Annotated in this window: 25 protein-coding genes; 5 read left to right on the forward strand and 20 right to left on the reverse strand. The window is 52.1% G+C overall.

What is annotated here, in order from left to right; translation table 11 throughout:
* Positions 1–34: 34 nt before the first annotated feature.
* The 7 genes from murB to CBR65_RS04665 form a co-directional block, all read right to left on the reverse strand.
* On the reverse strand, positions 35–1,117 hold the full coding sequence (gene murB, locus CBR65_RS04635) for a UDP-N-acetylmuramate dehydrogenase (RefSeq protein WP_087465770.1): 1,083 nt from the start codon (positions 1,115–1,117) through the stop codon (positions 35–37).
* Positions 1,068–1,547, reverse strand: coding sequence for a low molecular weight protein-tyrosine-phosphatase (locus tag CBR65_RS04640; RefSeq protein WP_087465771.1), 480 nt, complete (start codon positions 1,545–1,547; stop codon positions 1,068–1,070). The genes murB and CBR65_RS04640 overlap by 50 nt, the downstream gene beginning before the upstream one ends.
* 4 nt (positions 1,548–1,551) lie before the next feature.
* Positions 1,552–2,313, reverse strand: a complete 762-nt coding sequence (gene kdsB / locus CBR65_RS04645) for a 3-deoxy-manno-octulosonate cytidylyltransferase (RefSeq protein ID WP_087465772.1) — start codon at positions 2,311–2,313, stop codon at positions 1,552–1,554.
* Between the two features lie 13 nt (positions 2,314–2,326).
* Complete coding sequence (lpxK, locus tag CBR65_RS04650; protein ID WP_087465773.1) at positions 2,327–3,343, reverse strand: tetraacyldisaccharide 4'-kinase; 1,017 nt, start codon at positions 3,341–3,343, stop codon at positions 2,327–2,329.
* 24 nt (positions 3,344–3,367) lie between these two features.
* Positions 3,368–3,793 carry a biopolymer transporter ExbD gene (locus tag CBR65_RS04655; RefSeq protein WP_087465774.1) on the reverse strand — a complete coding sequence of 142 codons (426 nt, stop codon included), beginning with the start codon at positions 3,791–3,793 and terminating at the stop codon, positions 3,368–3,370.
* A gap of 32 nt (positions 3,794–3,825) precedes the next feature.
* Positions 3,826–4,452 (reverse strand): MotA/TolQ/ExbB proton channel family protein, encoded by a 627-nt coding sequence (locus CBR65_RS04660; RefSeq protein WP_087468923.1) that lies wholly within the window; start codon positions 4,450–4,452, stop codon positions 3,826–3,828.
* Between the two features lie 139 nt (positions 4,453–4,591).
* On the reverse strand, positions 4,592–6,928 hold the full coding sequence (locus CBR65_RS04665) for a DNA internalization-related competence protein ComEC/Rec2 (protein WP_087465775.1): 2,337 nt from the start codon (positions 6,926–6,928) through the stop codon (positions 4,592–4,594).
* A gap of 233 nt (positions 6,929–7,161) precedes the next feature.
* Between CBR65_RS04665 and CBR65_RS04670 the strand changes: the two genes are divergently transcribed.
* Positions 7,162–7,707 (forward strand): DUF2062 domain-containing protein, encoded by a 546-nt coding sequence (locus CBR65_RS04670; RefSeq protein WP_087468924.1) that lies wholly within the window; start codon positions 7,162–7,164, stop codon positions 7,705–7,707.
* A gap of 4 nt (positions 7,708–7,711) precedes the next feature.
* On the opposite strand, the gene CBR65_RS04675 is transcribed toward CBR65_RS04670, so the two are convergent.
* From CBR65_RS04675 to CBR65_RS04685, 3 genes are read right to left on the reverse strand one after another with little or no spacing between them, the layout of a single operon-like run.
* Complete coding sequence (locus CBR65_RS04675) at positions 7,712–8,947, reverse strand: lipoprotein-releasing ABC transporter permease subunit (RefSeq protein WP_087465776.1); 1,236 nt, start codon at positions 8,945–8,947, stop codon at positions 7,712–7,714.
* Positions 8,948–8,949: 2 nt separating this feature from the next.
* Positions 8,950–9,630: a lipoprotein-releasing ABC transporter ATP-binding protein LolD gene (lolD, locus tag CBR65_RS04680; protein ID WP_087465777.1), complete on the reverse strand. Its 681-nt coding sequence runs from the start codon at positions 9,628–9,630 to the stop codon at positions 8,950–8,952.
* A complete protein-coding gene (locus CBR65_RS04685) occupies positions 9,623–10,861 on the reverse strand; it encodes a lipoprotein-releasing ABC transporter permease subunit (protein ID WP_087465778.1) in 1,239 nt (412 codons plus the stop codon). The genes lolD and CBR65_RS04685 overlap by 8 nt, the downstream gene beginning before the upstream one ends.
* Before the next feature lie 114 nt (positions 10,862–10,975).
* Between CBR65_RS04685 and CBR65_RS04690 the strand changes: the two genes are divergently transcribed.
* Entirely contained in the window at positions 10,976–11,542 is a 567-nt protein-coding gene (locus CBR65_RS04690; RefSeq protein ID WP_087465779.1) for a PilZ domain-containing protein, read from the forward strand.
* 17 nt (positions 11,543–11,559) lie between these two features.
* On the forward strand, positions 11,560–11,847 hold the full coding sequence (locus tag CBR65_RS04695) for a hypothetical protein (RefSeq protein WP_087465780.1): 288 nt from the start codon (positions 11,560–11,562) through the stop codon (positions 11,845–11,847).
* A gap of 63 nt (positions 11,848–11,910) precedes the next feature.
* Here CBR65_RS04695 and sthA read toward each other — a convergent pair whose 3' ends face one another.
* The 9 genes from sthA to CBR65_RS04740 are packed head-to-tail and all read right to left on the reverse strand — an operon-like array spanning position 11,911 to position 20,516.
* The gene (gene sthA / locus CBR65_RS04700; protein ID WP_087465781.1) at positions 11,911–13,308 is read right to left on the reverse strand and encodes a Si-specific NAD(P)(+) transhydrogenase; all 1,398 of its coding nucleotides are present in this window, start codon (positions 13,306–13,308) and stop codon (positions 11,911–11,913) included.
* Between the two features lie 56 nt (positions 13,309–13,364).
* Positions 13,365–13,607: a (Na+)-NQR maturation NqrM gene (gene nqrM / locus CBR65_RS04705; protein WP_087465782.1), complete on the reverse strand. Its 243-nt coding sequence runs from the start codon at positions 13,605–13,607 to the stop codon at positions 13,365–13,367.
* 18 nt (positions 13,608–13,625) lie between these two features.
* On the reverse strand, positions 13,626–14,630 hold the full coding sequence (locus CBR65_RS04710; RefSeq protein ID WP_232461354.1) for an FAD:protein FMN transferase: 1,005 nt from the start codon (positions 14,628–14,630) through the stop codon (positions 13,626–13,628).
* 49 nt (positions 14,631–14,679) lie between these two features.
* The gene (nqrF, locus tag CBR65_RS04715; protein ID WP_087465784.1) at positions 14,680–15,903 is read right to left on the reverse strand and encodes an NADH:ubiquinone reductase (Na(+)-transporting) subunit F; all 1,224 of its coding nucleotides are present in this window, start codon (positions 15,901–15,903) and stop codon (positions 14,680–14,682) included.
* A 20-nt stretch (positions 15,904–15,923) separates the two neighbouring features.
* Positions 15,924–16,532, reverse strand: coding sequence for an NADH:ubiquinone reductase (Na(+)-transporting) subunit E (nqrE, locus tag CBR65_RS04720; protein ID WP_087465785.1), 609 nt, complete (start codon positions 16,530–16,532; stop codon positions 15,924–15,926).
* Positions 16,533–16,534: 2 nt separating this feature from the next.
* On the reverse strand, positions 16,535–17,191 hold the full coding sequence (locus CBR65_RS04725; protein WP_087465786.1) for an NADH:ubiquinone reductase (Na(+)-transporting) subunit D: 657 nt from the start codon (positions 17,189–17,191) through the stop codon (positions 16,535–16,537).
* A gap of 3 nt (positions 17,192–17,194) precedes the next feature.
* Positions 17,195–17,971 carry a Na(+)-translocating NADH-quinone reductase subunit C gene (locus CBR65_RS04730; RefSeq protein ID WP_087465787.1) on the reverse strand — a complete coding sequence of 259 codons (777 nt, stop codon included), beginning with the start codon at positions 17,969–17,971 and terminating at the stop codon, positions 17,195–17,197.
* Complete coding sequence (locus tag CBR65_RS04735) at positions 17,964–19,169, reverse strand: NADH:ubiquinone reductase (Na(+)-transporting) subunit B (RefSeq protein WP_087465788.1); 1,206 nt, start codon at positions 19,167–19,169, stop codon at positions 17,964–17,966. Before CBR65_RS04735 ends, CBR65_RS04730 begins: the two co-directional genes overlap by 8 nt.
* A gap of 3 nt (positions 19,170–19,172) precedes the next feature.
* On the reverse strand, positions 19,173–20,516 hold the full coding sequence (locus CBR65_RS04740) for a Na(+)-translocating NADH-quinone reductase subunit A (RefSeq protein ID WP_087465789.1): 1,344 nt from the start codon (positions 20,514–20,516) through the stop codon (positions 19,173–19,175).
* 499 nt (positions 20,517–21,015) lie between these two features.
* Between CBR65_RS04740 and mfd the strand changes: the two genes are divergently transcribed.
* Both mfd and CBR65_RS04750 read left to right on the forward strand, forming a co-directional pair.
* Entirely contained in the window at positions 21,016–24,540 is a 3,525-nt protein-coding gene (gene mfd, locus CBR65_RS04745) for a transcription-repair coupling factor (RefSeq protein WP_087468925.1), read from the forward strand.
* The gene (locus CBR65_RS04750) at positions 24,537–25,439 is read left to right on the forward strand and encodes a CsiV family protein (RefSeq protein ID WP_087465790.1); all 903 of its coding nucleotides are present in this window, start codon (positions 24,537–24,539) and stop codon (positions 25,437–25,439) included. The genes mfd and CBR65_RS04750 overlap by 4 nt, the downstream gene beginning before the upstream one ends.
* A 96-nt stretch (positions 25,440–25,535) precedes the next feature.
* Here the strand turns inward: CBR65_RS04750 and CBR65_RS04755 are convergent, their stop codons facing one another.
* On the reverse strand, positions 25,536–25,751 hold the full coding sequence (locus CBR65_RS04755) for a cold-shock protein (protein WP_087465791.1): 216 nt from the start codon (positions 25,749–25,751) through the stop codon (positions 25,536–25,538).
* Positions 25,752–25,775: the final 24 nt, after the last annotated feature.

Here is a 25,775-nt window from a genome sequence, read left to right on the forward strand (position 1 = left end):
CGGCGATGGTTATCACTGCATGTGAACTTTAACATCAGGGATAAAAACGCGGTTCCGGCTCCAGGGCCACACCGTATTTTTCAAACACCGATAGTTGAATTTTTTCCGCCAGGGCCACTACTTCATGCCCTTTTGCATGGCCGGGGTTGGTTAACACCAATGCCTGCTGCCCATGTACCGCTACCGGCCCGCATACCTGACCGCGCCAACCGGCGTTATCAATAAGCCAGGCTGCCGCCAGTTTCACCTGTTGGTCATCCACTGGATACGCCACCAGTTGTGGGTGGTTCGCACGCAGCGATTCATATTGTGTTGCGGGAATAACAGGGTTCTTAAAAAAACTTCCTACATTGGGTATCTGCGCCGGGTCAGGCAATTTATTACGACGGATCTCACAGATTACCTGGCTAACTTGCCGAGGCGTAATTGCGTCATCAGCATGTGCAGCCAAAGCTTCGCGTAAAGCGGGATAGGACAACACCAGGTGCGGTTGCTTGTGCAACTTGAAGGTCACAGCCGTTATAAGATATTGATCACGCAATCGACCTTTGAAAATACTGTCGCGATAACCGAATTCGCAGGAATCCCTGGTAAAGGTTACCGGCAGGCCGGAACGGATATCAATTGCTGTTAATTCTTCAAAGACATCTTTCAGCTCAACACCATACGCACCGATATTCTGAATCGGCGCTGCGCCCACACTGCCGGGAATCAGCGATAAATTCTCCAAACCCCAATAATGAAAATCCAGGCAGTATTCCACCAATTCATGCCAATTTTCGCCGGCGGCTACGCGCAACCAAACAAATTCATTGTCTTCCGCCACCAGGGTTTTGCCTTGCAAGCGAATATGAACAACCAACCCGGGAAGGTCATCGCATAACACAATATTACTGCCACCGCCGAGTATAAACAGCGGCAGCTTTTCGTTTCTGGCATAGCGCAGAGCTTCGAGTAATTCTTCTTCACTCGTAACGCTGACATAAAATTGCGCCTTCACCGGGACGCCCAGTGTGTTGAGATGCTGCAAATCAAAATTCGGTAGAAAAAGCGGCACAGGTATCCCGTCAGGCGCGGCGGCGCTGTTGCAGTTGGTGTAATAAACCGGCGGAGGCATCTTCGATTAAATCCAGCACCAGATCAAAACCGGCGGCTTCTCCGTAATAAGGATCGGGCACTTCGCGGTGCTGGAAATTTTGCGCAAAATCCAGAAACAACCCCAGGTGACCTTGATAGTGATGCGGCACCATGACTTTCAGATCGCTGAGGTTGGCGTGATCCATGGCGAGAATAAAATCGAACTCGTCAAAATCAGCAATACAAACCTGACGCGCACGCAGGCTCGACAAATTGTAACCGCGATTTTTTGCGGCACTGATGGCGCGAGCATCCGGTGCTTTACCGATATGCCAACCGCCGGTGCCAGCTGAATCAATCACAATGTGATCGTGCATACCGGCATCGGTAATCACCTTTCTGAATATGCCTTCTGCTGTCGGCGAGCGGCAGATGTTACCCAGGCAAACGAAAAGCACTTTGGTATTCATGACTTCAGGACTCCAGCAATTGTTTGACCCGTTGCAAGTCCGCTTCGGTATCCACGCCACCCGGCACTGCCGCGCAGGCTTCAGCGACGTGAATTGTTTCGCCTTGCCACAATACACGCAATTGCTCCAGTGATTCTATGTGTTCCAACGGTGCTTGCGGCCAACCGACAAAACGGTTGAGCAGCGCCACGCGATACGCGTAAATACCGATATGACGCTGGCAAGGAAAATTATCGGGTAACCCTTTAACATCAGGGGTAGCAAAATGATCGCGCGGCCAAGGGATAGAAGCGCGACTGAAATACAATGCCCGGCCGGTTTTATCCGCCACCACTTTTACAATATTGGAATTACGGAAATCCTCCAGCGAATGAATCGGCTCACTTAACGTGGCAACGCTGGCATTGGGTGAGTTCGCCAGGTTGGCGGCAACCTGATTGATCACTGCTGGCGGAATCAATGGCTCATCACCCTGTACATTCACCACGATATCGTCATCGCGCAATGCGAGTTGTTGTGTCACTTCCTGCAAACGATCAGTACCGGAATTATGTGCTGGAGATGTCATGCATACGCGTGCGCCAAATGCTTTAACCGCTGCTTCTATACGCACGTCATCGGTGGCGATAATCACTTCACGCGCGGCGCTTTCACAGGCGCGTTCATAAACGTGTTGAATCATCGGTTTACCGGCTATTTCTTTGAGCGGCTTAGCTGGCAAGCGCGTCGACGCATAGCGTGCGGGAATCACAACATAAAAACTCATGGAAAAATCCTGGTTAGGGCTTTAATGCCGCCATCTTAACGTCAAAATCATGCCAGAAACAGTCCGTTAATTCCGCACCAACGGCGAGGTAAAACCAATCGCTTTCGGCAAAGTGCTGACACTTCACGGCATCTTTGGCAGTCATCACAACTGGCAACGGTTCTGCAAAAGCGAAGTTGCTTTTTTGGTACGCATGATGATCGGGAAAGTCGTGCTCAACGGGTTGTAAACCCAACTCCATTAATGTTCGATAAAAGCGCCGGGGATTACCAATTCCCGCCACGGCATTTACGCGTTTTTCATGGGAAGTGTACGCAGGAAAATGATCTGCCGGATAAGTTTGATTATCTGCTAACGCGTGCCACGCTTGCGGAATAATCTGCATAGCGTAGGTTTTCGCGACCGGCAATGACAGCGATTGCACTGCACTGTTGACCACCACAAAGTCCGCCGAGCGTAACCGAGAGGCTGGTTCGCGCAAGGGGCCGACCGGCAGACAAAAACCATTGCCGAGGCCGCGTTGACCATCAACGACAACAATTTCCATCGCACGACCCAAACGGTAATGTTGCAGACCATCGTCACTCAACACAATGTCACAACCGATGCGTTCAAGTTCACGCGCGCCGCTGACGCGATCCGCATCTACACAAACGGCGCAACCGGTTTGTTGAAAAATACTCAGCGGCTCATCGCCACTTTCTTCAACCCGTGTATCTGCATTTAACAGCAATGGATAACGTGTGGCTTGCCCGCCATAGCCACGGCTGACAACGCCGGGAGTAAATCCCTGACGTTGCAGGTGTTTTACCAAAGCGATTAGCAAAGGCGTTTTGCCGGTACCACCCACCGAAATATTGCCGACGACAATGACCGGAACGGATAGAGTTTGTTGAGCAAAGCGGCGGAGATAAAAACGGCGAAGGCTGGCGACAAGACGAAACAACCACATCAAGGGCAAGAGCACAAAGATCCATGTGCGCTTGCCGTACCAGGCATCAAGCCAAAGGTTGTGTGATCGTTGAGACACGTGATTACCTGTGCGGCAAAAAAACTATTCCGTCTCCGGGTCGGGTTGACGCGACGTAATACTGAGATGAACAAACCCCATTTGTCCGGCGGCGTCCATCGCGGTTACCACAAACTGATGCGGCGTGTTAGCGTCGGCTGTAATACTCAATGGCAGCTTGGTGTTGCCCTGGGATAATTTTTCCAGCGCGGACTTCAGGGTTTCAACTTTATTATTAACCAGACTGTGGCCGTTCACGGAAAAATGCCCTTGCGCACTGATGACAACATCAAGCTGCTCCTGGGTTTCGGTGCTGGCCTCACCCACGGCTTCCGGCAAATCCACACTCAAATGGGTTTCTTTGGTAAAGGTGGTCGATACCATAAAAAACAACAACAAAATAAAGACCACATCAATCAAGGGCGTGAGATTAACACCCTCTTCTTCTCTCGGCTGGCGACGGAATTTCATGGCGTCATCCTCGGGCTCAATGGATTCAAGGATTAAACCACTTTAACGTCAACACGACGGTCGCTGTGCAAGGCATCCACCAGTTTGATGGCTTCCTCTTCCATGGTGACCACGATGGAATCGATGCGACGCAAAAAGAAACGATGAAAAATCATGGCCGGAATCGCCACGATCAAACCGGCGGCAGTAGTAACCAACGCAACGGAAATACCACCGGCCAGCACTTCGGTGTTACCGGTGCCCTGGATCATGATGGCATTGAACACCTGGATCATGCCGATAACGGTACCGAGCAATCCTAATAAGGGCGCGATATTGGCGATGGTACCAAGCACGCTGATATAACGCTCCAGTTCGTGTACAACCTGGGTGGCGGCTTCCTGAATACTGTCTTTCATCACTTCACGGCCGTGGCGCGAGTTACTCAGACCTGCCGCCAAAATCTGACCCAACATGGACGATTGTTTCAGTTCGCGCAATTTCGTTGCATCGACCTGGTTGTTCTTGATCCAACTCCACACCTGGGCGAGTAAATGACGCGGTGCAATCTTGGCCGGATTCAATGTCCAGTAGCGTTCAATGCAAATGGCAATGACAGCAACTGAGCAAATAATGATGGGGATCATCAACCAACCGCCAGACATAATGATTTCTAACACGTCATCTTCCTCTTCGAGCAGGGCTACACCCAATGCAGGTTTTTCGGGGCGGTACATTACCATAAGCAACGAAGAAAACCATGCCGGGGTTCTTTTTTCACGACTTTCGCGTGCGGCCGATCAGGCGGTTGAACAAAGCTTAATCAAACCAATAACGCGGCTGATAACGACGCTGTTGCCGTACGGGTTGAAGCATCCCCTCATGCCAGGAAAATACCAGAGCGCCCCCCTCGGCAGTATTGAAGGCGCGACTGCCTTGAGCCGCATAGCGCGCAACGACCTCCTTGTGGGGATGCCCATGCTGACTGCGATAGCCCGCGCTGTAGACCACAAACTTGGGCCGAGCATGACGGACGAACAGCGAGGTGGATGAACTGCGGCTGCCGTGGTGGGATGCAACCACCAGTGTAAGTGCCTCCGGCAAATGGCCGTGATTAACCAATTGATTTTCAACCCGACCTTCAATATCACCGGGGAATAAAATCCTTTGTCCAGCGTACTCAATCAACAATACACAGGAGTGATTATTCGCGTTACCTGACGCCCCACGAAAGATCTCTGCGGTCGGCAAAAAGCTGAAGCGCACCTGATTCCATTGCCAGTTCTCATACCCGTGACAGTTATGGATCGGCACATGGTTGTTCAGCAAGGCCTTTGCTTTTATCGGCTCTCCCGCCACGACTTCTTGTATCGCCAAATTTTTCATAATGCCTTGCACGCCGCCGGAGTGATCCATGTCGTGATGGCTGACGATCAATTTGTCGACTTGGGAAATACCGCGCTGGCGAAGGTAAGGCACCACAATCGCCCCGCCCGCTTCGAACTTGTCACTGTAAGCCGGGCCTGCGTCGTAGATCAGGCGGCGATCCGGTGTCTCCACGACCACCGCCAAGCCTTGGCCGACATCCAGAACGGTAACTGTCAGTGGCGGCGGTGTTTTTATCGGCAATATCAGTGCCGTTAATAATGCGGGAAAACCCAGCCAACGGCCGGCAATCCCGCGCGGCAACAAGAGCAAGACGACACCGATAATCGCAATTACCAATGCCCATCCGTCGAGACTGATCACGGGATTCAAGCGCGTGCCGGCGATATCAAGCAGGGTTTGCAGCCATTTGTCCAAACCGCGCAATCCATAATCCGCCACATACAGCAACAACTGGCTTAACGCGGGAGACACGTTATGGACAACCGCAGCCAGCAGCAAGGTCGGCACTACCGCTGTGGTTACCAAGGGGATGGCAATCAGATTCGCTACCGGTGCCAGGAGAGAAACGCTGTTAAGCAAAATCCCCAAGGGCAAAAACAGGCCGATAAAGATCACCCATTGACTGCGAATAAGCCCTTTTGCCCAGGCGATGAAGGATGCGGCGTCTTGCCTGCCAGTACGACCAGCGAAACAAAACAACAGTACGGCCACCGCGCCAAAAGATAACCAGAACCCCATGTCATAGGCAGCTAAAGGATCACTGATCACTACGCCCAGCAAGGCAAGACTGAAGACATGGCTGATTCGGTAAGAACGCCGCCACAGAAAAACCAGCTGCACCAACAGAATCATGATCAATGCGCGTTGTGTCGGCAGGGTAAAACCGGCCAGTGCGCTGTAGATTAGCGCCAACGCCATTGCGCCGAGATAACCTGGCACAAAGGCCGGACAAGGGTGGTAAACCAGATTAATGCACCGCCCTACCAGGCTGCCGAGAAAAAAGCCGACCACCGCCAGGAAGCCCACATGCAAGCCGGAAATGGCGACCAGGTGGTTTACACCGGTCAATTGCATCTGGCGCCATTGTTCGGCGTCCATCATTGATCGGTCGCCAATCAGAAGTGCCAGAAGGACCGCCCGCTGGGGACTATCGGAACTCATCAATAACCAGTCGCGCAAATCCTGTCGGCGGGCACCAATATCCCAACTATCCGGAGGTGCTAACCGCTGTGTGAAATCACTTTCGCGAACGTAACCTACGCCACCTATGCCCCGGCGCATCAGCCAGACCTGATAATCAAACCCACCGGGGTTAACAAAGCCGCGCGGCCGTTTCAGGCGGACCTGCCATTGCCAGCGCTCACCACTGCGCACCGCAACGGGCTCTTTTGCATACCAGCTCAGTTGGATATTGCGCGGAAAGTTCTCGATGTCACTGTGTATGTCATCGGCAAAATGTGCGGTATCAACGTTCAGGATGAACCGTTGGCGACGATCATCGCTCACCGGTAAATCCACCACCCGTCCGGACACCACCACATCTCTGCTCACCAGATCTTCGGACAATTGATTGGCGAGTATGCCGTGACCGTAGATAACACCCCATGCACCACCGAGCGCGACAGCCAGGATAACCCTGAATGTGGAAAAACGAAGTGCGACGAGCACTAACGGCAGGATAAGGAACAGCCAAGGAAGCGGCGGTAACCGGGGCAGAAAACCAACACTGAGAACACCGCCGACAAGGGCGAGGAGATAAACGGGCATGAAACATCCTTGAAAAACAAAATCCGTGCGACGGCGTGATTATGCACTACACACTACTGATGGCAAGCAGGTATCCACGACAATAATGAACGGGACGCCACAGGCGGAACCTTGGATCGATTCAGCTTTCAGAGCGACGTGTGTGCATAGTGTCTGTCAGAGTTTCAATGCATAATGCGCGCCTCAATCGGCTGTCACGCAGCCTTGCCCCGCAACTAACACAACAGGCGCCAATGGCACGTAAGTTATTCAGACGTTACCTTCCCTCTGCCGCCAAGGTTAAAGATAACCCGTCGCTGCATTTTCTGGGTGACCTGTTACACGACCCTAACCTGTTTCACTTGAATCGCCATTCTGTATCCGTGGCTTTTTTTGTCGGTATCTTCATTGCCTTTATTCCCATCCCCGGCCAGATGCCGGTGGCAGCCCTGGCGGCACTGTTGATGCGGTGCAACCTGCCGATCTCGGTGGCTCTGGTGTGGCTGACCAATCCGCTCACCATGCCGGCGATTTTCTTCGCCACCTACCAACTGGGGCGCTGGCTGCTGGGTGTGCCGCCGATCTCTGTTTCGCTGGAGTTATCCTGGGAGTGGCTCGCCAATGAATTTGTCTTTATCTGGAAACCCTTGATCGTGGGATCGCTGCTGTGCGGTTTGATCTTCGGCGCCCTGGGCTATATCGCTATCCAGATTTTCTGGCGCTGGCATGTGGTGAAAGGCTGGAACAAGCGGAAGAAGCGCCCCAAAGCTGTATCACCTGAGGCGCTGGAGAAGGAATAAACGTTTATTCGTAACGCAGGGCTTCGGCGGGCTGTATGCGGCTGGCACGCCAGGCGGGGTAAAGCGCGGCAAAGAAACTGATTACCAAGGCCGTAAACGCAATCCGGGCCACATCCGGCCATTGCAGGTCCGACGGCAAATAACTGATGGGATAGACATCAGACTCCAGGAAGCGAACATTAAAGACCCGCTCAAGCCATTGCACCACGTCCGTCACACACAGTGACAGCAACACACCCAGCGCAACCCCCAGCGATGTACCGATCAAACCGATCAAACCGCCCTGCACCATAAAAATGCCGATGATCTCGCCCGTAGACGCGCCCAGCGTTCTCAGGATGGCGATATCACCCTGTTTATCCACCACCACCATGATCAGCGTCGAAACCAGATTAAAGGCCGCAATGGCGATGATCAGAAACAGCAACATCTCCACCAGATTCTTCGACATATGAATCGCTTCGTAGAGATTGCCCTGGGTGCGGGTCCAGTCGGAACCATAAAAACCGGGCGGCAAGTCGTTAACCAATTGGCGCACCACGCGCGGCGCATCGAATAAATCATCCACTTGCAGGCGGATGCCGGTCACTGCACCGGGAAATTCGGACAAGGCCGACGCCTGCTCCAGCCCCATCAATGCCAGTCCATGGTCAATCTCAGTACCGCTGTCGAACACCGCCAATACTTTCAGCATACGAATATTGGGCGTGGGATTGCCGCTCCCGGTACGCGGAATGATCAAGCTCACGGAGTCGCCCGGTTGTACCTGCAATTTATCGGCGATGCCGCGACCAATCAGTATGCCTTGGTCGGACTCAGTGAGTTGGTCAAAACCCTGTTCAGGCAGGTAATCCTTCAACGACGACAACTGCGCCTCTTGCTGCGGATCAATACCAAACAGGTTGACCGGCGATACACGTTTTTGATGGGCAAGAAGCCCCTGCAATTGTACAAAAGGCGCCGCCGCTCTTACCTGCGGATGCGCTACCAATTCCTCAATCAGTGGCTGGGGGTCTTGAATCCCGTAATGTTGGTAGATGGTCGCCTGGGGCATGATGCCCAGAATGCGCTCGCGCAACTCGCGATCAAAACCGTTCATGATCGACATGACCAGCACCAGCAAGGCCACCCCAATCACCAGGCTGGCGATGGACAACGAAGAGATAAACGAAACCAACTGGCTGTGACGGCGAGAAATACCGTAGCGCGCACCGACAAGGAAAGTGAGTTTATTCAGCACGGTTACACCAGCATGCCGTCGGAAAGCGTCAGGGTACGATCCATACGTGCCGCCAGACGCTGGTCGTGAGTCACCACCACAAAGCTGGTGCCGATCGTCTGGTTCAGCTCCAACATCAATTGCTGGATGCTGTCGGCCGCATGGGAATCCAGATTGCCGGTGGGCTCATCCATCAGTACACAGGCCGGATTGGTTACCAGCGCGCGCGCGATAGCCACCCGCTGACGTTCACCGCCGGATAATTCCGAGGGTTTGTGCTGAACCCGCTGGGCCAATCCGACTCGCGCCAACATGGCCGCTGCGCGCTCTTTGGCTACCACTGTGGCTTGCCTGCCGATAAACAAGGGCATAGCCACATTTTCCAGCGCGGTAAACTCCGGCAGCAGGTGATGAAACTGGTACACAAAGCCGAGGGCGCGATTACGCAGGCGCCCCCGTTGATCGGCACTCATCCGCGACAGCTGCTCACCGGCAACCGTGACCTCACCCTCGTCCGGTACATCGAGTCCGCCGAGGATATTCAACAGCGTGGATTTGCCCGAGCCGGATGCGCCGACAATCGCCACCCGTTCACCAGCATGAATTTGCAGGTTTACCCCATTGAGCACACTCACCTGTTGTGGTCCCTGGGAATAATTCTTGTGGACCTGATAGCAGGTCAAGACCGCCTGTTCATTACTCATAACGCAAGGCCTCTGCCGGTTCGATCTTCGCGGCGCGATACGCGGGATACAAGGTCGCAACCACACTCAGGGTCAATGCCAGACCGCAGATAAAGGCTACGTCCTGCCACATCAATACCGAGGGAAGCTGGGTGATAAAAAATACCTCAGGATTAAAGATTTGCCAGCCAAACAGGGCTTCGAAGAAGTTCATGATGCGGTTGAGCGTTTGGGCCACCACGCAGCCAATGAGCGCACCAATGAGCGTACCCGCCACACCCACCGCACTGCCCTGCACCACGAAGATGGCCATCACCTGACGGGCATTCAGTCCGAGCGTGCGCAAGACCGCAATATCTGAACGCTTGTCGGCTACCATCAACACCAGACTGGACACAATATTAAACGCCGCCACAGCAATGATGATGCACAGCAAAGCGGCGATGACGATCTTTTCCATCTTCACCGCCTGGAACAGGCTGCCCTGGGTCTGGCTCCAATCTTTGACGGTATAGCTGTCCCCAAAGTCACCGGCCAGTTCACCCATCACCGGACCAGCGCGATAGATATCAGTCACCTTCACATGCAAGCCTTGCACGCCCTGATAGCGAAACAACCGCTTGGCATCGTCGATATGGATCATCGCCAGGGTCTGGTCTACCTGGGCTCCCACTTCAAACACGCCCACCAGGGTAAAGGGTCGCGTGCGTGGAAATACACCGGCTGGTGTAATGTTGATATCCGATAACGTGAGGTTCACCTTGTCACCGGGCGCAATGCCCAAAGAGCGCGCCAGCAAACGGCCCATGACAATACCGAACTCACCGGGTCGCAAGTCCGTACTCGAACCGACAATCATATGTTGTTCAAGAACAGAGACGCGGTTTTCCGCTTCCGGCAATATACCCTGTAGTTGAATGCTCTCAACGCCCCGGTCATAACTGATCAGGGCAAAGCCGCCGATATAAGGCGCGGTCGCCACCACCTCGGGATGCTGCTCAACCTGCCGGGCCACTGCTTGCCAATCCTGCATCTGCGGTTGCTGATCAATAAAACCGTGGGGGATGACACTGAGGATACGCTGCTTCATCTCGCGATCAAAACCGTTCATGACCGACAGTACAATAATCAATGCCATCACACCCAGGGCCATACCCAGGAGCGAAAAGGCGCTGACAAAGGAAATGAATTGGTTGCGACGTTTTGCGCGGGTATAACGTAAACCAATATAGAAAGGGATGTTTTTCAGCATGGAGCGCATTTAAACCTAATGCCCGAGGGAGCACAAGCGGCCGACACACAATCACCACGGCAGCGGCGGGTTGATGTGCTATCTTATTGAAAGCTGGTTACCGGGATCATGAATATGTCTGAACGCCGCAGTTTTTTTCGCATCGATGAAAGCATTGCACTGGAATATAAAGAAGTGGATGAAAAAACCGCTAATACCAGTGAGCCGGAAAGTCTTTATCAGGATGCCGCCGACATCAAGTTGTACGCAGAACTGAAAAAGATCGACAGTGACGCAGCGCAACTCTTGTACCAGATCAAGGACAGTAATCGCGCGCTCGGCGAATACCTGCATAACATCAACCGCAAGATCGAACTGCTCACCCAACGCCTGATGGCGGAACACAAACCCGCCGCCCTGACCCGCATTACACGGCAGGTCAACCTGAGTGAAGGCGGCATTGCTTTCGGGTGCGAACAACCGATTCCGCAACAGGGTTTTATCGCGATGCGGCTTACGTTTTTACCCTCTTATGCCGGGCTGATTTTATTTGCCAAAGTGATACGCTGTGAACTGAGTAGCGCTGGCGACTACCAAATTGCGGCAAAATTTCACCGGATCAACGATTCACAACAACAATTGATCGGCCAACAGATCATGCGCGCCCAAATGGCCGAGCGCCGACTTAAACAACAATACTGATCTAGCAGGATAAGCCCATGAAAAAAACATTACTGATCATCCTCCTCTCTTGCTCGGCCCTGATCACCCTGCCAACCTTTGCCGAGACTGTGCGCGTGCCCATAGGCCAGCAGGCCGACATCAGCAAACCGCGTACCGGGATCAACAAAGCCAGCGTTGAAGCACAATTCGGTGAGCCGATCAGCAAGCAAGGTCCGGTCGGCGATCCACCGATTACGTCCTGGGAGTATGCGGATTTTGTGGTGTACTTCGAGTATGACCATGTGATCCACAGCGTGGCCAAACACCGCCCGCAAGGAAATTGATCCCCAAATAAAAAAGCCGCGCGGTTGAATGCCTGCGCGGCTTTTTCTATTCCGGATTATCGATTAGCGACGATTGATTCGGTTGATACCATCCAATGCCGCAATACGATAAGCCTCCGCCATGGTCGGGTAATTAAAGGTGGTATTGAGGAAATAACGGATGCTGTTGCCCTCGCCTTTCTGCCGCATGATCGCCTGACCGATATGAACAATCTCGGCAGCCTCGGCCCCAAAACAATGCACACCTAAAATTTCCATGGTATCGACGTGGAATAGCAACTTGAGCATGCCCACATCTTCACCACTGATCTGGCCGCGTGCGGTATTTTTGAATAACGCTCGCCCGACTTCATAAGGCACTCTTGCGGCAGTTAATTCCGTTTCGGTTTTACCTACCGAGCTAATCTCAGGCAAGGTATAAATACCCGTGGGTACATCTTCAACCAGAGGACAATCTCCACCGATAATGCCGCCGGATACTGATCGGCCTTGCCCGAAAGATGCACTGGCCAGGCTGGGCCAGCCAATGACATCTCCCACCGCATAAATATTGTCAACTGCGGTGCGATAGCAGTCGTCAACCTTCAGATTGCCGCGATGATCCGCCTGCAAACCGACAGCCGCGAGATTCAGGTTATCGGTATTACCGCTGCGGCCGTTACACCAGAGAATCGCATCCGCTTTTAAACGTTTGCCGGATTTCAAATGCAATGTGACGCTGCTATCGCGCGCATCAATCGCTTCATATTCTTCGCTGTGACGCACGGTCACACCGCTGTCGCGCAAGTGATAACTCAAGGCATCGGAGATTTCATCGTCAAGAAATGACAACAAACGATCACGGTTATTAATCAGGTCAACCCGCACACCCATACCGGAAAATATCGAGGCGTATTCGCACCCGATGACACCAGCACCATAAATAATCAGATGCCGTGGCGTGTGTTGCATTTCGAGAATCGTATCGCTGTCATAAACACGCGGATGATCAAAGTTGATATCCGCCGGACGATAGGGACGCGAGCCAGTCGCAATCACCACACTGCCGGCAGTGATGGTTTCGCGTGCACCGTCCAGCAGATCAACCGTGACGGTATGGTTATCGACAAAAGCGGCGCGACCCATGTGTAAAGTCACCCGATTACGCACATAAAAATTCGTGTGTAATTCGACTTGCTTGGGAATCACTTGCCGGGCGGATTGCAGAATACGCGGATAGGTCAGACGACGGCTATCACCAATTTCGCGAAAGAGATTACTGGATTTGTAATGAATAATTTGTTTGACAACGTGACGCAGGGATTTTGAAGGAATCGTGCCTTTATGAGCGCAATTTCCACCCACCACCGGCCGATTTTCTACCACACCCACACGCTTACCGGCTTTGGCCGCGGTGATTGCTGCACTTTCGCCCGAGGGCCCCGAACCGATTACCAAGACATCGTAAACATGGTCAGCCACTTTAATTTCCTCTTGAACCGAATAACCGACTAATCACCCCAAGCACCGACTTATGATTATTTTTTGCCAGTTGTCACTTCGTAAGCCAAGGACTTTTCTGTATTACCAGCGGTCTGTTGTTTTTCTTCACATTTGCTTTCATCGCCACCGCAAATATCACATACATATTCTTTTTCGCCCAAGGCCTTGCCCACGCCGCCACAGGAGCCGGTGATCGGCTTACGACCGAAGATAACGCCCACGGACATCAGGGCAACGACAACCAACATGAATACCAGCGTTACTAATAATGTACCCATAATCTTTACCTCGGTAATTCATCGATAAGGTTCAAAAGCCGTCGAATAACGGTCACTAAAACCCTCATCCTCTTTGACAATCATATAAACCGCTAATTTCTCGCGATTGGCCACCTCCATGCCGCGCTCCGGACCGAGCACGTTAATCGCTGTAGCCCAGCCGTCCGCTTCTGCTGAAGTATCGGCGATAACCGTTACAGACGCCAAGCGATGCGTAATGGGGTAGCCGGTTTGCGGATCGATGGTATGCGAGTAGCGTTTGCCATCCTGCTCAAAATAATTGCGATAGTCACCCGAGGTTGCCATACCAGCATCGGTCAATGAAATCGCTTTGTGCACGCTCTGCTGCATCATGGACGGCTGCTCTATCGCAATACGCCATGGCAACCCTTTGGGATTTGTACCCTTGACCCGAATTTCACCACCAATCTCAACCATGTAATGCTTGATGCCCTGGCGTGCGATGTAATCGGCAATCCAGTCGACACCATAGCCTTTTGCGATGGCTGACAGGTCCAGCTTGATATCGGTCAACTTACGCGCTTGTCCATCAGTTAATTCAAGCTGGTGATACCCCATTACAGCCTTGGCCTCAGTTATGGCTGCCGCATCCGGGACATCATCTTCATGCTTGCCCGGACCGAACCCCCACAGGTTCACCAAGGGCCCGACCGTAATATCAAACGCACCGTCACTGCGCTCACTGATTTGCTGGCTCAACCGCAGCACATCTTCCAGCGGCTTCGATAATGTGTACCACTCACCCGCGCTGGCCGAATTAAATAACATTAACTCGGAATCAGGGATGTAAGTGGACATGTGCTGATTAATTTTTTGCAGTTCAAGGTCAACCGCTTTTTGTATGCTTGCCGCGTCTATCGGAAGTACTCCATCTTCATCAGCAACCAGCGTAATGTGATAGGTGGTCCCCATGGTTTCGCCGGCAAAACGTAGCGAATCCCTTTCTGCCTGACCACAACCGCTTAATAACACCACACCAAAAAACAAAAACGAGGTCAGCAATGCTGACCTCGTTTCGCAGTTTGGCAAAAAGAACTTAAACAAACTGATCTTAACCACCAAAGTCATCCAACATAATGTTTTCGTCTTCTACACCCAGGCTCTTCAAGAGCTTGATCACCGCGGCGTTCATCATTGGTGGGCCACACATGTAGAACTCACAATCTTCCGGTGCCGGATGGTCCTTCAGGTAATTTTCATAAAGTACGTTGTGAATAAAACCTGTTAATCCACTCCAGTTATCTTCCGGTTGTGGGTCAGACAAGGCCACATACCAGTTGAAGTTTTCATTCTCTTCTTGCAACTGATCGTACTCTTCTTTGTAGAAGAGTTCGCGCAGAGAACGAGCACCGTACCAGAAGGTCATCTTACGCTTGGTCTTGATACGACGCAGCTGATCAAAAATGTGCGAGCGCATAGGCGCCATACCGGCACCACCACCAATAAAGACCATTTCATTGTCTGTGTCCTTGGCGAAGAACTCACCGAAGGGACCGTATACTCTGATCTTGTCGCCTGGCTTCAAGCTGAACACATAAGAAGACATGATGCCTGGCGGAATGCCTTGTGACTTGGGCGGCGGCGTTGCAATACGGATATTGAATTTTACAATACCCTTCTCATCCGGATAGTTCGCCATCGAGTAGGCGCGGATCACCGGCTCAGTCACTTTTGATTCCAGGTTAAAGAAACCAAAACGCTCCCAGTCACCACGGAATTGCGATTCGATAGAGAAATCAGAATATTTCACATGGTGCGGTGGACACTCCAACTGCACATAACCACCCGCGCGGAAGTCAACGTTCTCACCTTCCGGCAGACGCAAAGTCAGTTCTTTAATGAAGGTTGCCACATTGGGATTGGACTCAACGGTACACTCCCATTGTTTTACACCAAAGACGTCTTCCGGTACTTCAATAACCATATCCTGTTTAACAGGCGTTTGGCAGGACAAGCGCCAACCTTCGCGCGCATCGCGTTTGGTAAAGTGGCTTTCTTCGGTCGGCAGCATAGAGCCACCGCCAGACACCACAATACATTTACACTGCGCACAAGTACCGCCACCACCACAGGCAGACGGCAGGAACAAACCGGCACCGGACAAAGTTTGCAATAATTTGCCACCCGCCGGTACGGTCAAGGTTTTCTCGCCATTGATATCAATAGTGACATCGCCACTGCTGACCAATTTGGATCGTGCAATCAGGATAACGGCCACCAGCGCGAGCACGATGACCGTGAACATGACAACACCCAATGTAATTTCTATGTTCATGTGTGGTTATACCCCGCTGATTACAGATCGATGCCGCCGAATGACATAAAGCCCAGAGACATCAAACCCACAGTAATGAAGGTGATACCCAGGCCACGCAAACCTTCCGGCACATCGCTATATTTCAATTTCTCACGCACGCCGGCCAATACCACGATGGCCAAAGCCCAACCGGCGCCAGAGCCTGCACCATAAACAATGCTCTCGCCGAAATTGTAGTCGCGTTCCACCATAAACAGAGAGCCGCCCATGATGGCGCAGTTCACCGTAATCAACGGCAGAAATACACCCAGTGCGTTGTAGAGTGCGGGAACGTATTTATCCAACACCATCTCCATGATTTGTACTACCGCCGCAATCACACCAATGTAGGTGATCAGGCCGAGGAAGCTCAAATCCACGTTAGGCAGACCGGCCCAGCTCAGGGCACCGTTAGCCAGCACATAGGTGTAGATCAAATTGTTAAGCGGTACGGTCAGCGTCTGTACAACGATAACCGCAATACCCAAACCGATAGCAGCGCCGATTTTTTTGGAGATAGCGATAAAAGTACACATCCCCAGGAAGAAGGCCAACGCCATGTTTTCGATAAAAACTGCCCGAATAAAAAGGCTTAAATAATATTCCACGATCAAGCCTCCTGAGGTTTGGTATTGGGAGCGATTTTGAACTCGCTGGCTTCAACCTGATTTTTCTTCCAGGAACGCAAAGCCCAGATGAATAAACCAATCAGGAAGAACGCACTCGGTGGCAGCAACAGCAAGCCGTTGGGGACGTACCAACCGCCGTCTGTGGTGACAGACAGGATTTCGTAGCCCAGTAACTTGCCTGAACCAAAGAGTTCACGAACCACAGCGAGCGCGATCAGCATGGCGCTATAACCCAAACCGTTACCGATACCGTCAAAGAAGCTCGGAATCGGCGGGTTCTTCATGGCAAATGCTTCTGCACGGCCCATCACGATACAGTTGGTGATGATCAAACCCACGAACACTGACAACTGCTTACTAACATCATAAGCAACCGCCTTGAGGATCTGGTCAACCACGATAACCAGAGAGGCAATGATGACCATTTGAACGATGATACGGATGCTGCTGGGCGCATGGTTACGTACCAACGATACAAAGAAGTTTGAAAAAGCCGTTACCGTGGTTAATGCAATACACATTACCAGGGTCACTTTCATACTACTGGTCACTGCTAATGCGGAGCAGATACCCAGAATTTGTAAAGCGATCGGATTGTTTTTAAATACCGGATCAAACAGAAGCTCTTTCAGTTTCATCTCTTAAGCCTCCCCGTTTTTAAGATTGGTCAGGAAAGGCTTGTAGCCATTGTCACCCAACCAGAAATGTAACAAGTTATGGACACCGCGGCTGGTCAGGGTTGCACCTGACAAACCATCCACCTGATGTACAGCATTGCTGGACGAAGGATCAACAGAGCCTTTGATAATGGAGATGGCAACATCACCTTCATCGTAAACTTCCTTGCCGACCCATTTCGCTTTCCATACCGGGTTGTCTACTTCACCACCCAGTCCCGGTGTTTCAGCGTGCTCGTAAAACACCAGACCGACGACGGTATTGGCATCAGCTTCCAGCGCCAGGAAACCGTAAAGTGTCGACCACAAACCGTAACCTTTTACCGGCAGGATGATCTTTTGCAGTTGCTCATTCTCATCCTGAATCAGATAAACCACAGAATAATCTTCGCGACGGGAAATCTTGGCGATGTCCTCATCAGCACTGAGATTGGTCGAAAGACTTGGGTCCTTGCTCGCGCGACGCTGGTCGTAAGACGCAGGATCAACCGCATCAGTAAATTTACCGGTTTTCAAATCGACAACACGTGTGACGACACGCTCACTGAAGATAGCGTCAACGTTCTTGCCAGCTTCCAGCAAACCGGCCGCAGATAAAATATTGCGTTTGAAATCCAGAGACTTATTGGCCACCTGCGCCGGACGTAACAGAACGGCAGCAGCAGACACAATCACAGAACAAACGATACACAGCAGTACGGTAACTATGATCGTCTTTTTAATGGAATCATTATTAGACACGTGCCAATCTCCGCTTAACGTTCGCCTGTACAACAAAATGGTCAATCAGCGGGGCAAAGAGGTTGGCAAACAGAATGGCCAACATCATACCTTCCGGGAAGGCCGGGTTTACCACACGAATAATGACCACCATAAAACCAATCAGCGCACCAAACCAGAGTTTGCCCACGTTGGTCATTGAAGCCGATACCGGGTCAGTCGCCATAAAGATCATGCCGAACGCGAAACCACCAACCACCATGTGCCAGTACCAGGGCATGGCCATCATTGAATTGGTGTCCGGGTTGCCGACAAGATTGAACAACAGAGCGGTGCCCGCCATACCGACCATCACACCCAACACGATGCGCCAGGAAGCAATTCCCATGAACAACAACACAGCGCCACCGATAAAGATAGCCAGGGTCGAGGTTTCACCGATGGAGCCGTGCATGTTGCCGAAGAATGCATCCATCCACGTCAGGCCGCCTTTCAGCGCCTCCATACCGTCTTGCGCCGCAATTGAGAGCGCAGTTGCACCGGTATAGCCATCTACGGCAGTCCATACGGCATCACCGGACATTTCGGCCGGATAGGCAAAGAAGAGAAATGCACGTCCTGCCAATGCCGGGTTAAGGAAGTTTTTACCGGTCCCGCCAAACACTTCTTTGCCGATCACCACGCCGAAGCTGATACCCAGGGCAGCCTGCCACAAGGGAACATCCGGCGGACAAATCAGGGCGAAAAGCACAGAGGTCACAAAGAAACCTTCGTTAACTTCGTGGCCACGGATCATCGCGAAAAGCACTTCCCAGAAACCACCTACCACGAACACCACAAAGTAAATAGGAACGAAGTAAGCAGCACCATGCCAGAAGCAATCCCAGATGCTTTGCGCATCATAGCCAGCAAACAAGCCGATAAACGCACCGCGCCAACCTTCGACGGCAGTCAGGCCCATGTCAGCCATAATGGTGTTGGCCTGGAAGCCAACGTTGTACATGCCGTAGAGCATGGCAGGAAAAGTACACAACCAAACGGTGATCATGATGCGCTTCAGGTCGATACCATCACGCACATGAGAGGTGGTCTTGGTTACATCCGCAGGGCGATAAAAAATGGTATCTACCGCTTCGTAGAGCGCATACCATTTTTCGTGTTTGCCGCCTTTGTGAAAGTTTGGCTCGATCTTATCAAGAAAATTACGCAGGAAATTCATCTATTAACCCTCCTTCTCGATAAGGGTGAGGTTGTCACGCAAGATCGGGCCGTATTCATATTTACCGGGGCACACAAAGGTACACAACGCCAGATCTTCCTCATCCAACTCCAGCGCACCGAGTTTCTGAGCCGTTTCGGTGTCACCGACGATCAGAGAGCGCAACAGTTGAGTCGGCAGGATGTCGAGAGGCATGATCTTTTCGTAAGTGCCCACCGGCACCATCGCGCGTTCACTGCCGTTGGTCGTGGTGGTGAAGCCGAATTTCTTACCTTTGATCAGACCTGAGGTGTAGATGCGCAAGGTAGAGAAGAAACCAAAACCGGGACGCAGGTAGTGCAGCATCGGACGATCATTACCTTCCAGCAATACCGAGACCTGATTGTGGTAACGGCCTAAAAAGGCAAAGGCACCGCGCGCGGTGCGACCACCGAAAACTGAACCGGAGATGATGCGGCTGACACCGGCTTTCAATTGTCCGGCGGTCAATTCTTCCAGACTGGCTCCTAAACGGGTACGCACCAAACGTGGCTGTTCAACTTGCGGACCAGCCAAAGACACCACGCGGTCAGTAAACAGTTTGCCCGTCGTAAATAACTTACCAACGGCAATAACGTCCTGATAACCAATAGTCCACACCGTCTTGGTGGCGCTGACCGGATCGAGGTAATGAATATGCGTGCCGGCATTACCCGCCGGATGAATACCACCAAACTCTTTCACTACCACCCGCTCGTTGTTCGGCGCAGGAATATCAGCGCCCGGTGCCTTGCACAGGAACACCTTACCTTCAGTGAGGTGAGCAAGCACCGTAATACCGTGAACAAAATCTTCCGCGTGCTCCCGGATAATGAGATCCGGCTGCGCTGCAAGGGGATTAGTATCAGTAGCGGTAATAAAGAGGGAATGGGGTTTGCTGTCGAGCGCGGGAACTTTGCTGAACGGGCGTGTGCGAAGCGCTGCCCACAATCCTGCGTTATTCAGGTTGTCGCGCACGGTTTCGGCGGACAAGCTCATCAGCTCAGCAGCACTGTAGCTTGGGAAAGCTTCAGCATCGTCACCTTCAACATCGATAACGACTGATTGCAGCACACGTCCTTCGCCACGATTGATGGCCGATACGGTGCCCGCAGCCGGGGCGGTGTATCTGATACCTTCTGTTTTCTTGTCAGTAAATAGTAGCTGTCCGAGCTTGACCTTGTCCCCTGCCTGTACTGCCATAGTGGGCTTCATACCGTGGTAATCGAAGCCGATAACAGCAACAGAGCGGACCTTGGGACCATCAACGATGGTCTGCTCGGGCGTACCGGATATAGGTAAATCCAATCCCCGACGGATCTTTATCATACGACTCTGCCTAATCACTCGTTGGATAACGTTAGCTCAGCGAAGCCTGAGCCTCTTAATAGTGAGGAATATTGAACGCGCGGCATGTGCTCAACCAACATCATCAACAATGCTGGAACCCGATTGAGTTAGGAAGATATCGGAAGCTGCGCGTTAGTCCCCTGGTTGGCGGTATAAAACCCTGCTGTCTTATACGCCGGCACAAGGCCAAGGATGTCAATGTCGGTTAAACCGACCCGGAGCTGCACAAGGTGACCCCCAGCATACACCGCATACTGACAAGCTAGTGGCCCATAAAAACGCGGCAATTATAAAGACCGTAACCGGCAAAGACCAGAGCGATGCTCCCTTTTTATGCACAAAAGGTTCATCAACAGGAACCTTCACTGTTGTTGAACGGGCAAGATTCCTCAATTCCAGCATCCAGCCCCACGGACGGGTACAGGCTCCGAACAAAGACGGGTACAATGCCGCCTTTCAGATTTTTGCGTTGTTGACTATGACTTTATACCAGCCCGATGCCCTCCCACCCCAGGCCAAACCCGGTGACCGACACTTCTGGGGACAGCTTCACGGCAGCGCTCAAACCCTGGCAATTGCCAACGCCGCACGTCAATTTGCCGGATTGAGTCTGGTCGTGACGGCTGACACCAGCAGCGCCATTCGCATTGAAAATGAATTACGTTTTTTTACCAGTGCCGAGCACGCCTTACCGGTACTGCACCTGGCTGATTGGGAAACCCTGCCCTACGACACCATCTCACCGCACCAGGACATCATCTCCGAACGTTTAAGCACGCTGTACAAATTGCCCGGCGTAACACAAGGGATTCTGGTCACACCCATCACCACCCTGCTCCAACGGTTGATGCCCCAGGATTACCTGATGGGCAACAGCCTGATGGTCAGCTGCGGCGAGAAAATTGATATCAGCAGCTTGCGCCGCAATCTCGAAAAAGCCGGCTATCACTGCGTTGACACAGTTTTCGAACACGGTGAGTTTGCCGTGCGTGGCTCGCTGATTGATATCTATCCCATGGGCAGCGACCTGCCCTATCGCATTGACTTGTTCGATGATGAAATCGAAACCTTGCGCACCTTCGACCCGGAAACACAGCTGACCATCCAGCAAGTCGATACCATCCAGCTATTGCCTGCCAAGGAATACCCGCTCGATAAAAACGGCATCCAGTTTTTCCGCCAACAATGGCATGAACGCTTCGACGTTAACTCCAAGGACTGCCCGGTTTATCAGGATGTGAATGCGGGTATTTCTCCGCCCGGTATCGAATATTATTTGCCGCTGTTCTTCAATACATGCAGCACACTGTTTGAGTATCTGCCCGAATCCACTTGTATTTACGCCTTGGGCGATATTGAGAAAGCCGCAGAAAACTTTTGGCTTGAGCTGTATCGCCGTTACGAAAGCCGCCGCGTTGACCCGCAGCGCCCGATACTACCACCGCGCGATATCTACCTTCCGATGGAAGAACTGTTTGCGCAATTGAAACCCTTCTCCCGTATTTTTGTTGATGCCGCCCCGGTAGAAGCGAAGGCAGGCCGCTACAATTTTTCGACCAATCTGCCGCCCAGCCTGCCCATTCGCGCGCAATCCGATAATCCGCTGGCCGCCGTGCAAGCCTTCCTGATGGAGTTTGATGGCCGCGTTTTATTCTGTGCCGATTCCGCCGGCCGACGCGAAACCTTATTGGAACTACTGGGGCGGATACGCAAACTCCCCAAGGTGGTCGACAACTGGCATGAATTTGTCACCGCAACCGATACGCTTGCGATCACCGTTGCACCGCTCGAACAGGGCTTATTGCAAACCGCACAGGGATCACAGGCCGCGCTGGCGTTGATCTCTGAGTCGCAATTATTTGGCGAGCGAGTACAACAACAACGACGCCGTAAGCAGGTACAGGACAACGCTGATCTCATCGTCAAGAACCTGACCGAATTAAAACCCGGTGCGCCGGTTGTGCATATCGATCATGGCGTAGGCCGTTATCGCGGTTTGGAAACCATTACCGTCGATGATCAAACCCATGAATTCTTAACGCTGGAATATGCCGACGAAGCAAAACTCTATGTGCCGGTCACCAACCTTCATTTGATCAGCCGCTACAGTGGCTCCGATGAAGAACTCGCGCCGCTACACAAACTCGGCAGCGAAACCTGGCAAAAAGCGAAACGCAAAGCCGCCGAACAAATTCGCGATACCGCTGCTGAATTACTGGATATTTACGCGCGCCGCGCCGCACGCAAGGGCCACGCGTTTGAAGACCCGAAGATAGCTTACGATAACTTTGCCAGTGCTTTTCCCTTTGAAGAAACACCGGATCAACAGCGTGCCATTGAGGCCGTCATTGCCGATATGCTATCGCCCAAGCCTATGGACCGTTTGGTATGCGGCGATGTCGGGTTTGGTAAAACCGAAGTCGCTATGCGCGCAGCATTCATTGCCGCTCACAGTGGCAAGCAAGTCGTTATCCTTGCGCCCACCACGCTGCTGGCACAACAACATTACGAATCATTGAAAGACCGCTTCGCCGATTGGCCGATTACCATTGAAGTACTGTCGCGCTTTCGCACCAACAAAGAAGTGGAAGAGGTTCAGGAGCGTCTGGCTGAAGGCAAGATTGATATTGTGGTGGGCACACATAAACTGCTACAGCCAGATATCAAATACAAAAACCTCGGGCTCTTGATCATCGACGAAGAACACCGTTTCGGGGTACGCCAGAAAGAACAACTGAAAGCATTGCGTGCTGAAGTTGATATTCTCACCTTGACCGCCACACCGATCCCGCGAACATTAAATATGTCCATGGCCGGCATCCGTGATTTATCCATTATTGCCACACCGCCAGCGCGCCGGCTGTCGGTGAAAACCTTTGTGCGGCAATACGATGAAGTCACCATTAAAGAAGCGATTTTGCGGGAAATTCTGCGCGGCGGTCAGGTGTATTACCTGCACAATGAAGTAAAAACCATTGAAAAGGTCGCGCGGGATTTACAAGCGCTCATTCCGGAAGCGCGCATCGGCATCGGTCACGGCCAGATGCGTGAACGCGACCTGGAACGGGTGATGTCGGACTTCTACCACAAACGCTTTAACATCCTGTTGTGTACGACCATTATCGAAACCGGTATCGACGTACCCAGCGCCAACACCATTGTTATTGATCGTGCGGACAAATTCGGCCTTGCGCAGTTACACCAATTGCGAGGTCGCGTCGGCCGGTCGCACCACCAGGCTTATGCATATTTACTCACGCCCGATAAACGCTCCATGACCGCCGATGCGATTAAACGCCTGGAAGCCATTGCCAGTGCGGAAGATCTCGGCGCAGGATTTACGCTGGCCACTTACGATATGGAAATTCGCGGTACCGGGGAATTACTGGGCGAAGAACAGTCCGGCCAGATCCAGACCGTTGGTTTTTCGCTTTATATGGATATGCTGGATCGCGCTGTAAAAGCCATTCGCCAAGGCAAAGAGCCGAGCCTCAATATGTCGGACGATGTGATTGACGTAAACCTGCGTATCCCCGCGCTGATCCCGGGCGATTACCTGCCCGATGTACACACGCGGTTAGTGATGTATAAACGTTTGGCTGGTGCTGAAACAGAAGAAAACTTGCGCGAGCTGCAAGTAGAGATGATCGATCGATTCGGCCTTCTGCCAGAACAAACGAAGAATCTATTCCGCGTAACGCAGATCAAGATCAAGGCACAACATATCGGCATTACCAAACTGGAGGCCAGCGCGCGTGGCGGACGCATTGAATTCTCCAGCGAAACCCATGTCGACCCTTACACGATTGTCCAACTGGTACAAAGGCAACCGCATATTTATAAACTGGAAGGCGCCAACTTCCTGAAATTCACACTGGATATGGAAAGCACTGAAAAGCGCCTGCAAACGGTGGACGAATTATTGGATCGATTAACGCCAAAGGATACTGCACAAGACACGACGCCCAAGACAAAACCTCTCAAGGAAACCGCAAAGAAATGATCAACGATAGCGCCAACAATCTGTTTCCCATCGCATTCAACTCACTGCGTCAATTTGTCTTATTGGGCATAGCCGTTATCAGTAGCCTGAGCCCCTTAAGCCAAGCCCAATCCAATAACCAGCGCTGGTATCAGGTAGAGATTGTTGCGTTCGCCCGGCAGAATCCGGATTCCCAGGAGCATTGGCCCACCAATATCAAATTGGGTTATCCCTTGAACTGGGTGGAATTGAAAGATCCGGACAGCCCTGCCAACGCAACCGATTCACTTACGCCAGCCGACTCTGCCCAGCAAGCCGCCGTGGACCTGCTGCGCGATCCTTTTTATTTGCTTCCCGGCAGCGATAAAAAATTACGCAATCATGCCGCTGCTTTGCAGCGAGATCCGCGCTATCGCATCCTGGCCCATCAAGCCTGGCGGCAATTTATCGGCGGTGAAAAACGTGCACCGGCTATTTTGATCAAAGGCGGCAATGCATTTGGCAATCACCATGAACTGGAAGGCAGCATCACCTTAAGTGTTGCGCAGTACCTGCAACTGCGCACCAATTTGTGGTTCAGCGAATTTGAAATCAATTATGGACAGGCACCCGGCGAATGGCCGCAACTCCCACCATCACCGAGCCAACTACGCGCAGAAATACTGGCCGCTGATCGCACAGAGCCCACCAATGACATGTCGGACTTTGACCAATGGACAAACCTGAATACACCGACTACCGAGACAACACTATCGAATCTCAGTGAGCCGTATCTGACGAAAAGAGTTGTATTGATGGAGCAGGAACGCCGCATGCGCAGCAGTGAGATGCATTATCTGGATCATCCGTTATTCGGCCTGATTATCCAGATCACGCCGTACAGCCCTCCCGCGCAAAGCGGAGACGTTACGGCGCCATAAGCAAAGTAGAATTAAAACATAACCACCAGAAAAAACACCGGCATTTGCCGGTGTTTTTTCTGGTGGTTCGATTGTCAGATCAACCAATCACTACCATCAAACAAGCGGAACAACATCTTCCGCTTGTAAACCTTTTTCACCTTGCATCAGCTCAAATTCAACAGCTTGACCCTCAGTGAGCGAACGATAGCCATCTGCACGAATATTACGGTAGTGAACAAAAATATCGTCGCTACCTTCGCCACGGGTGATAAACCCATAACCGCGTGCGTTGTTAAACCACTTTACTGTGCCTGATTCACGACCAGCCATACTGAGACCTCTTATTTTTATGTT

The sequence above is a fragment of the Cellvibrio sp. PSBB006 genome, assembly GCF_002162135.1.
Taxonomy (GTDB): Bacteria; Pseudomonadota; Gammaproteobacteria; order Pseudomonadales; family Cellvibrionaceae; genus Cellvibrio.

What these genes read in the sequence shown, in the direction of transcription:
- murB (WP_087465770.1), bottom strand. Translation starts at nt 1,117, where the DNA reads ATGCCTCCGCCGGTTTATTACACCAACTGCAACAGCGCCGCCGCGCCT.
- CBR65_RS04640 (WP_087465771.1), bottom strand. Translation starts at nt 1,547, where the DNA reads ATGAATACCAAAGTGCTTTTCGTTTGCCTGGGTAACATCTGCCGCTCG.
- kdsB (WP_087465772.1), bottom strand. Translation starts at nt 2,313, where the DNA reads ATGAGTTTTTATGTTGTGATTCCCGCACGCTATGCGTCGACGCGCTTG.
- CBR65_RS04655 (WP_087465774.1), bottom strand. Translation starts at nt 3,793, where the DNA reads ATGAAATTCCGTCGCCAGCCGAGAGAAGAAGAGGGTGTTAATCTCACG.
- CBR65_RS04665 (WP_087465775.1), bottom strand. Translation starts at nt 6,928, where the DNA reads ATGCCCGTTTATCTCCTCGCCCTTGTCGGCGGTGTTCTCAGTGTTGGT.
- CBR65_RS04670 (WP_087468924.1), top strand. Translation starts at nt 7,162, where the DNA reads ATGGCACGTAAGTTATTCAGACGTTACCTTCCCTCTGCCGCCAAGGTT.
- lolD (WP_087465777.1), bottom strand. Translation starts at nt 9,630, where the DNA reads ATGAGTAATGAACAGGCGGTCTTGACCTGCTATCAGGTCCACAAGAAT.
- CBR65_RS04685 (WP_087465778.1), bottom strand. Translation starts at nt 10,861, where the DNA reads ATGCTGAAAAACATCCCTTTCTATATTGGTTTACGTTATACCCGCGCA.
- CBR65_RS04690 (WP_087465779.1), top strand. Translation starts at nt 10,976, where the DNA reads ATGTCTGAACGCCGCAGTTTTTTTCGCATCGATGAAAGCATTGCACTG.
- CBR65_RS04695 (WP_087465780.1), top strand. Translation starts at nt 11,560, where the DNA reads ATGAAAAAAACATTACTGATCATCCTCCTCTCTTGCTCGGCCCTGATC.
- nqrM (WP_087465782.1), bottom strand. Translation starts at nt 13,607, where the DNA reads ATGGGTACATTATTAGTAACGCTGGTATTCATGTTGGTTGTCGTTGCC.
- nqrF (WP_087465784.1), bottom strand. Translation starts at nt 15,903, where the DNA reads ATGAACATAGAAATTACATTGGGTGTTGTCATGTTCACGGTCATCGTG.
- CBR65_RS04725 (WP_087465786.1), bottom strand. Translation starts at nt 17,191, where the DNA reads ATGAAACTGAAAGAGCTTCTGTTTGATCCGGTATTTAAAAACAATCCG.
- CBR65_RS04735 (WP_087465788.1), bottom strand. Translation starts at nt 19,169, where the DNA reads ATGAATTTCCTGCGTAATTTTCTTGATAAGATCGAGCCAAACTTTCAC.
- CBR65_RS04740 (WP_087465789.1), bottom strand. Translation starts at nt 20,516, where the DNA reads ATGATAAAGATCCGTCGGGGATTGGATTTACCTATATCCGGTACGCCC.
- mfd (WP_087468925.1), top strand. Translation starts at nt 21,016, where the DNA reads ATGACTTTATACCAGCCCGATGCCCTCCCACCCCAGGCCAAACCCGGT.
- CBR65_RS04750 (WP_087465790.1), top strand. Translation starts at nt 24,537, where the DNA reads ATGATCAACGATAGCGCCAACAATCTGTTTCCCATCGCATTCAACTCA.
- CBR65_RS04755 (WP_087465791.1), bottom strand. Translation starts at nt 25,751, where the DNA reads ATGGCTGGTCGTGAATCAGGCACAGTAAAGTGGTTTAACAACGCACGC.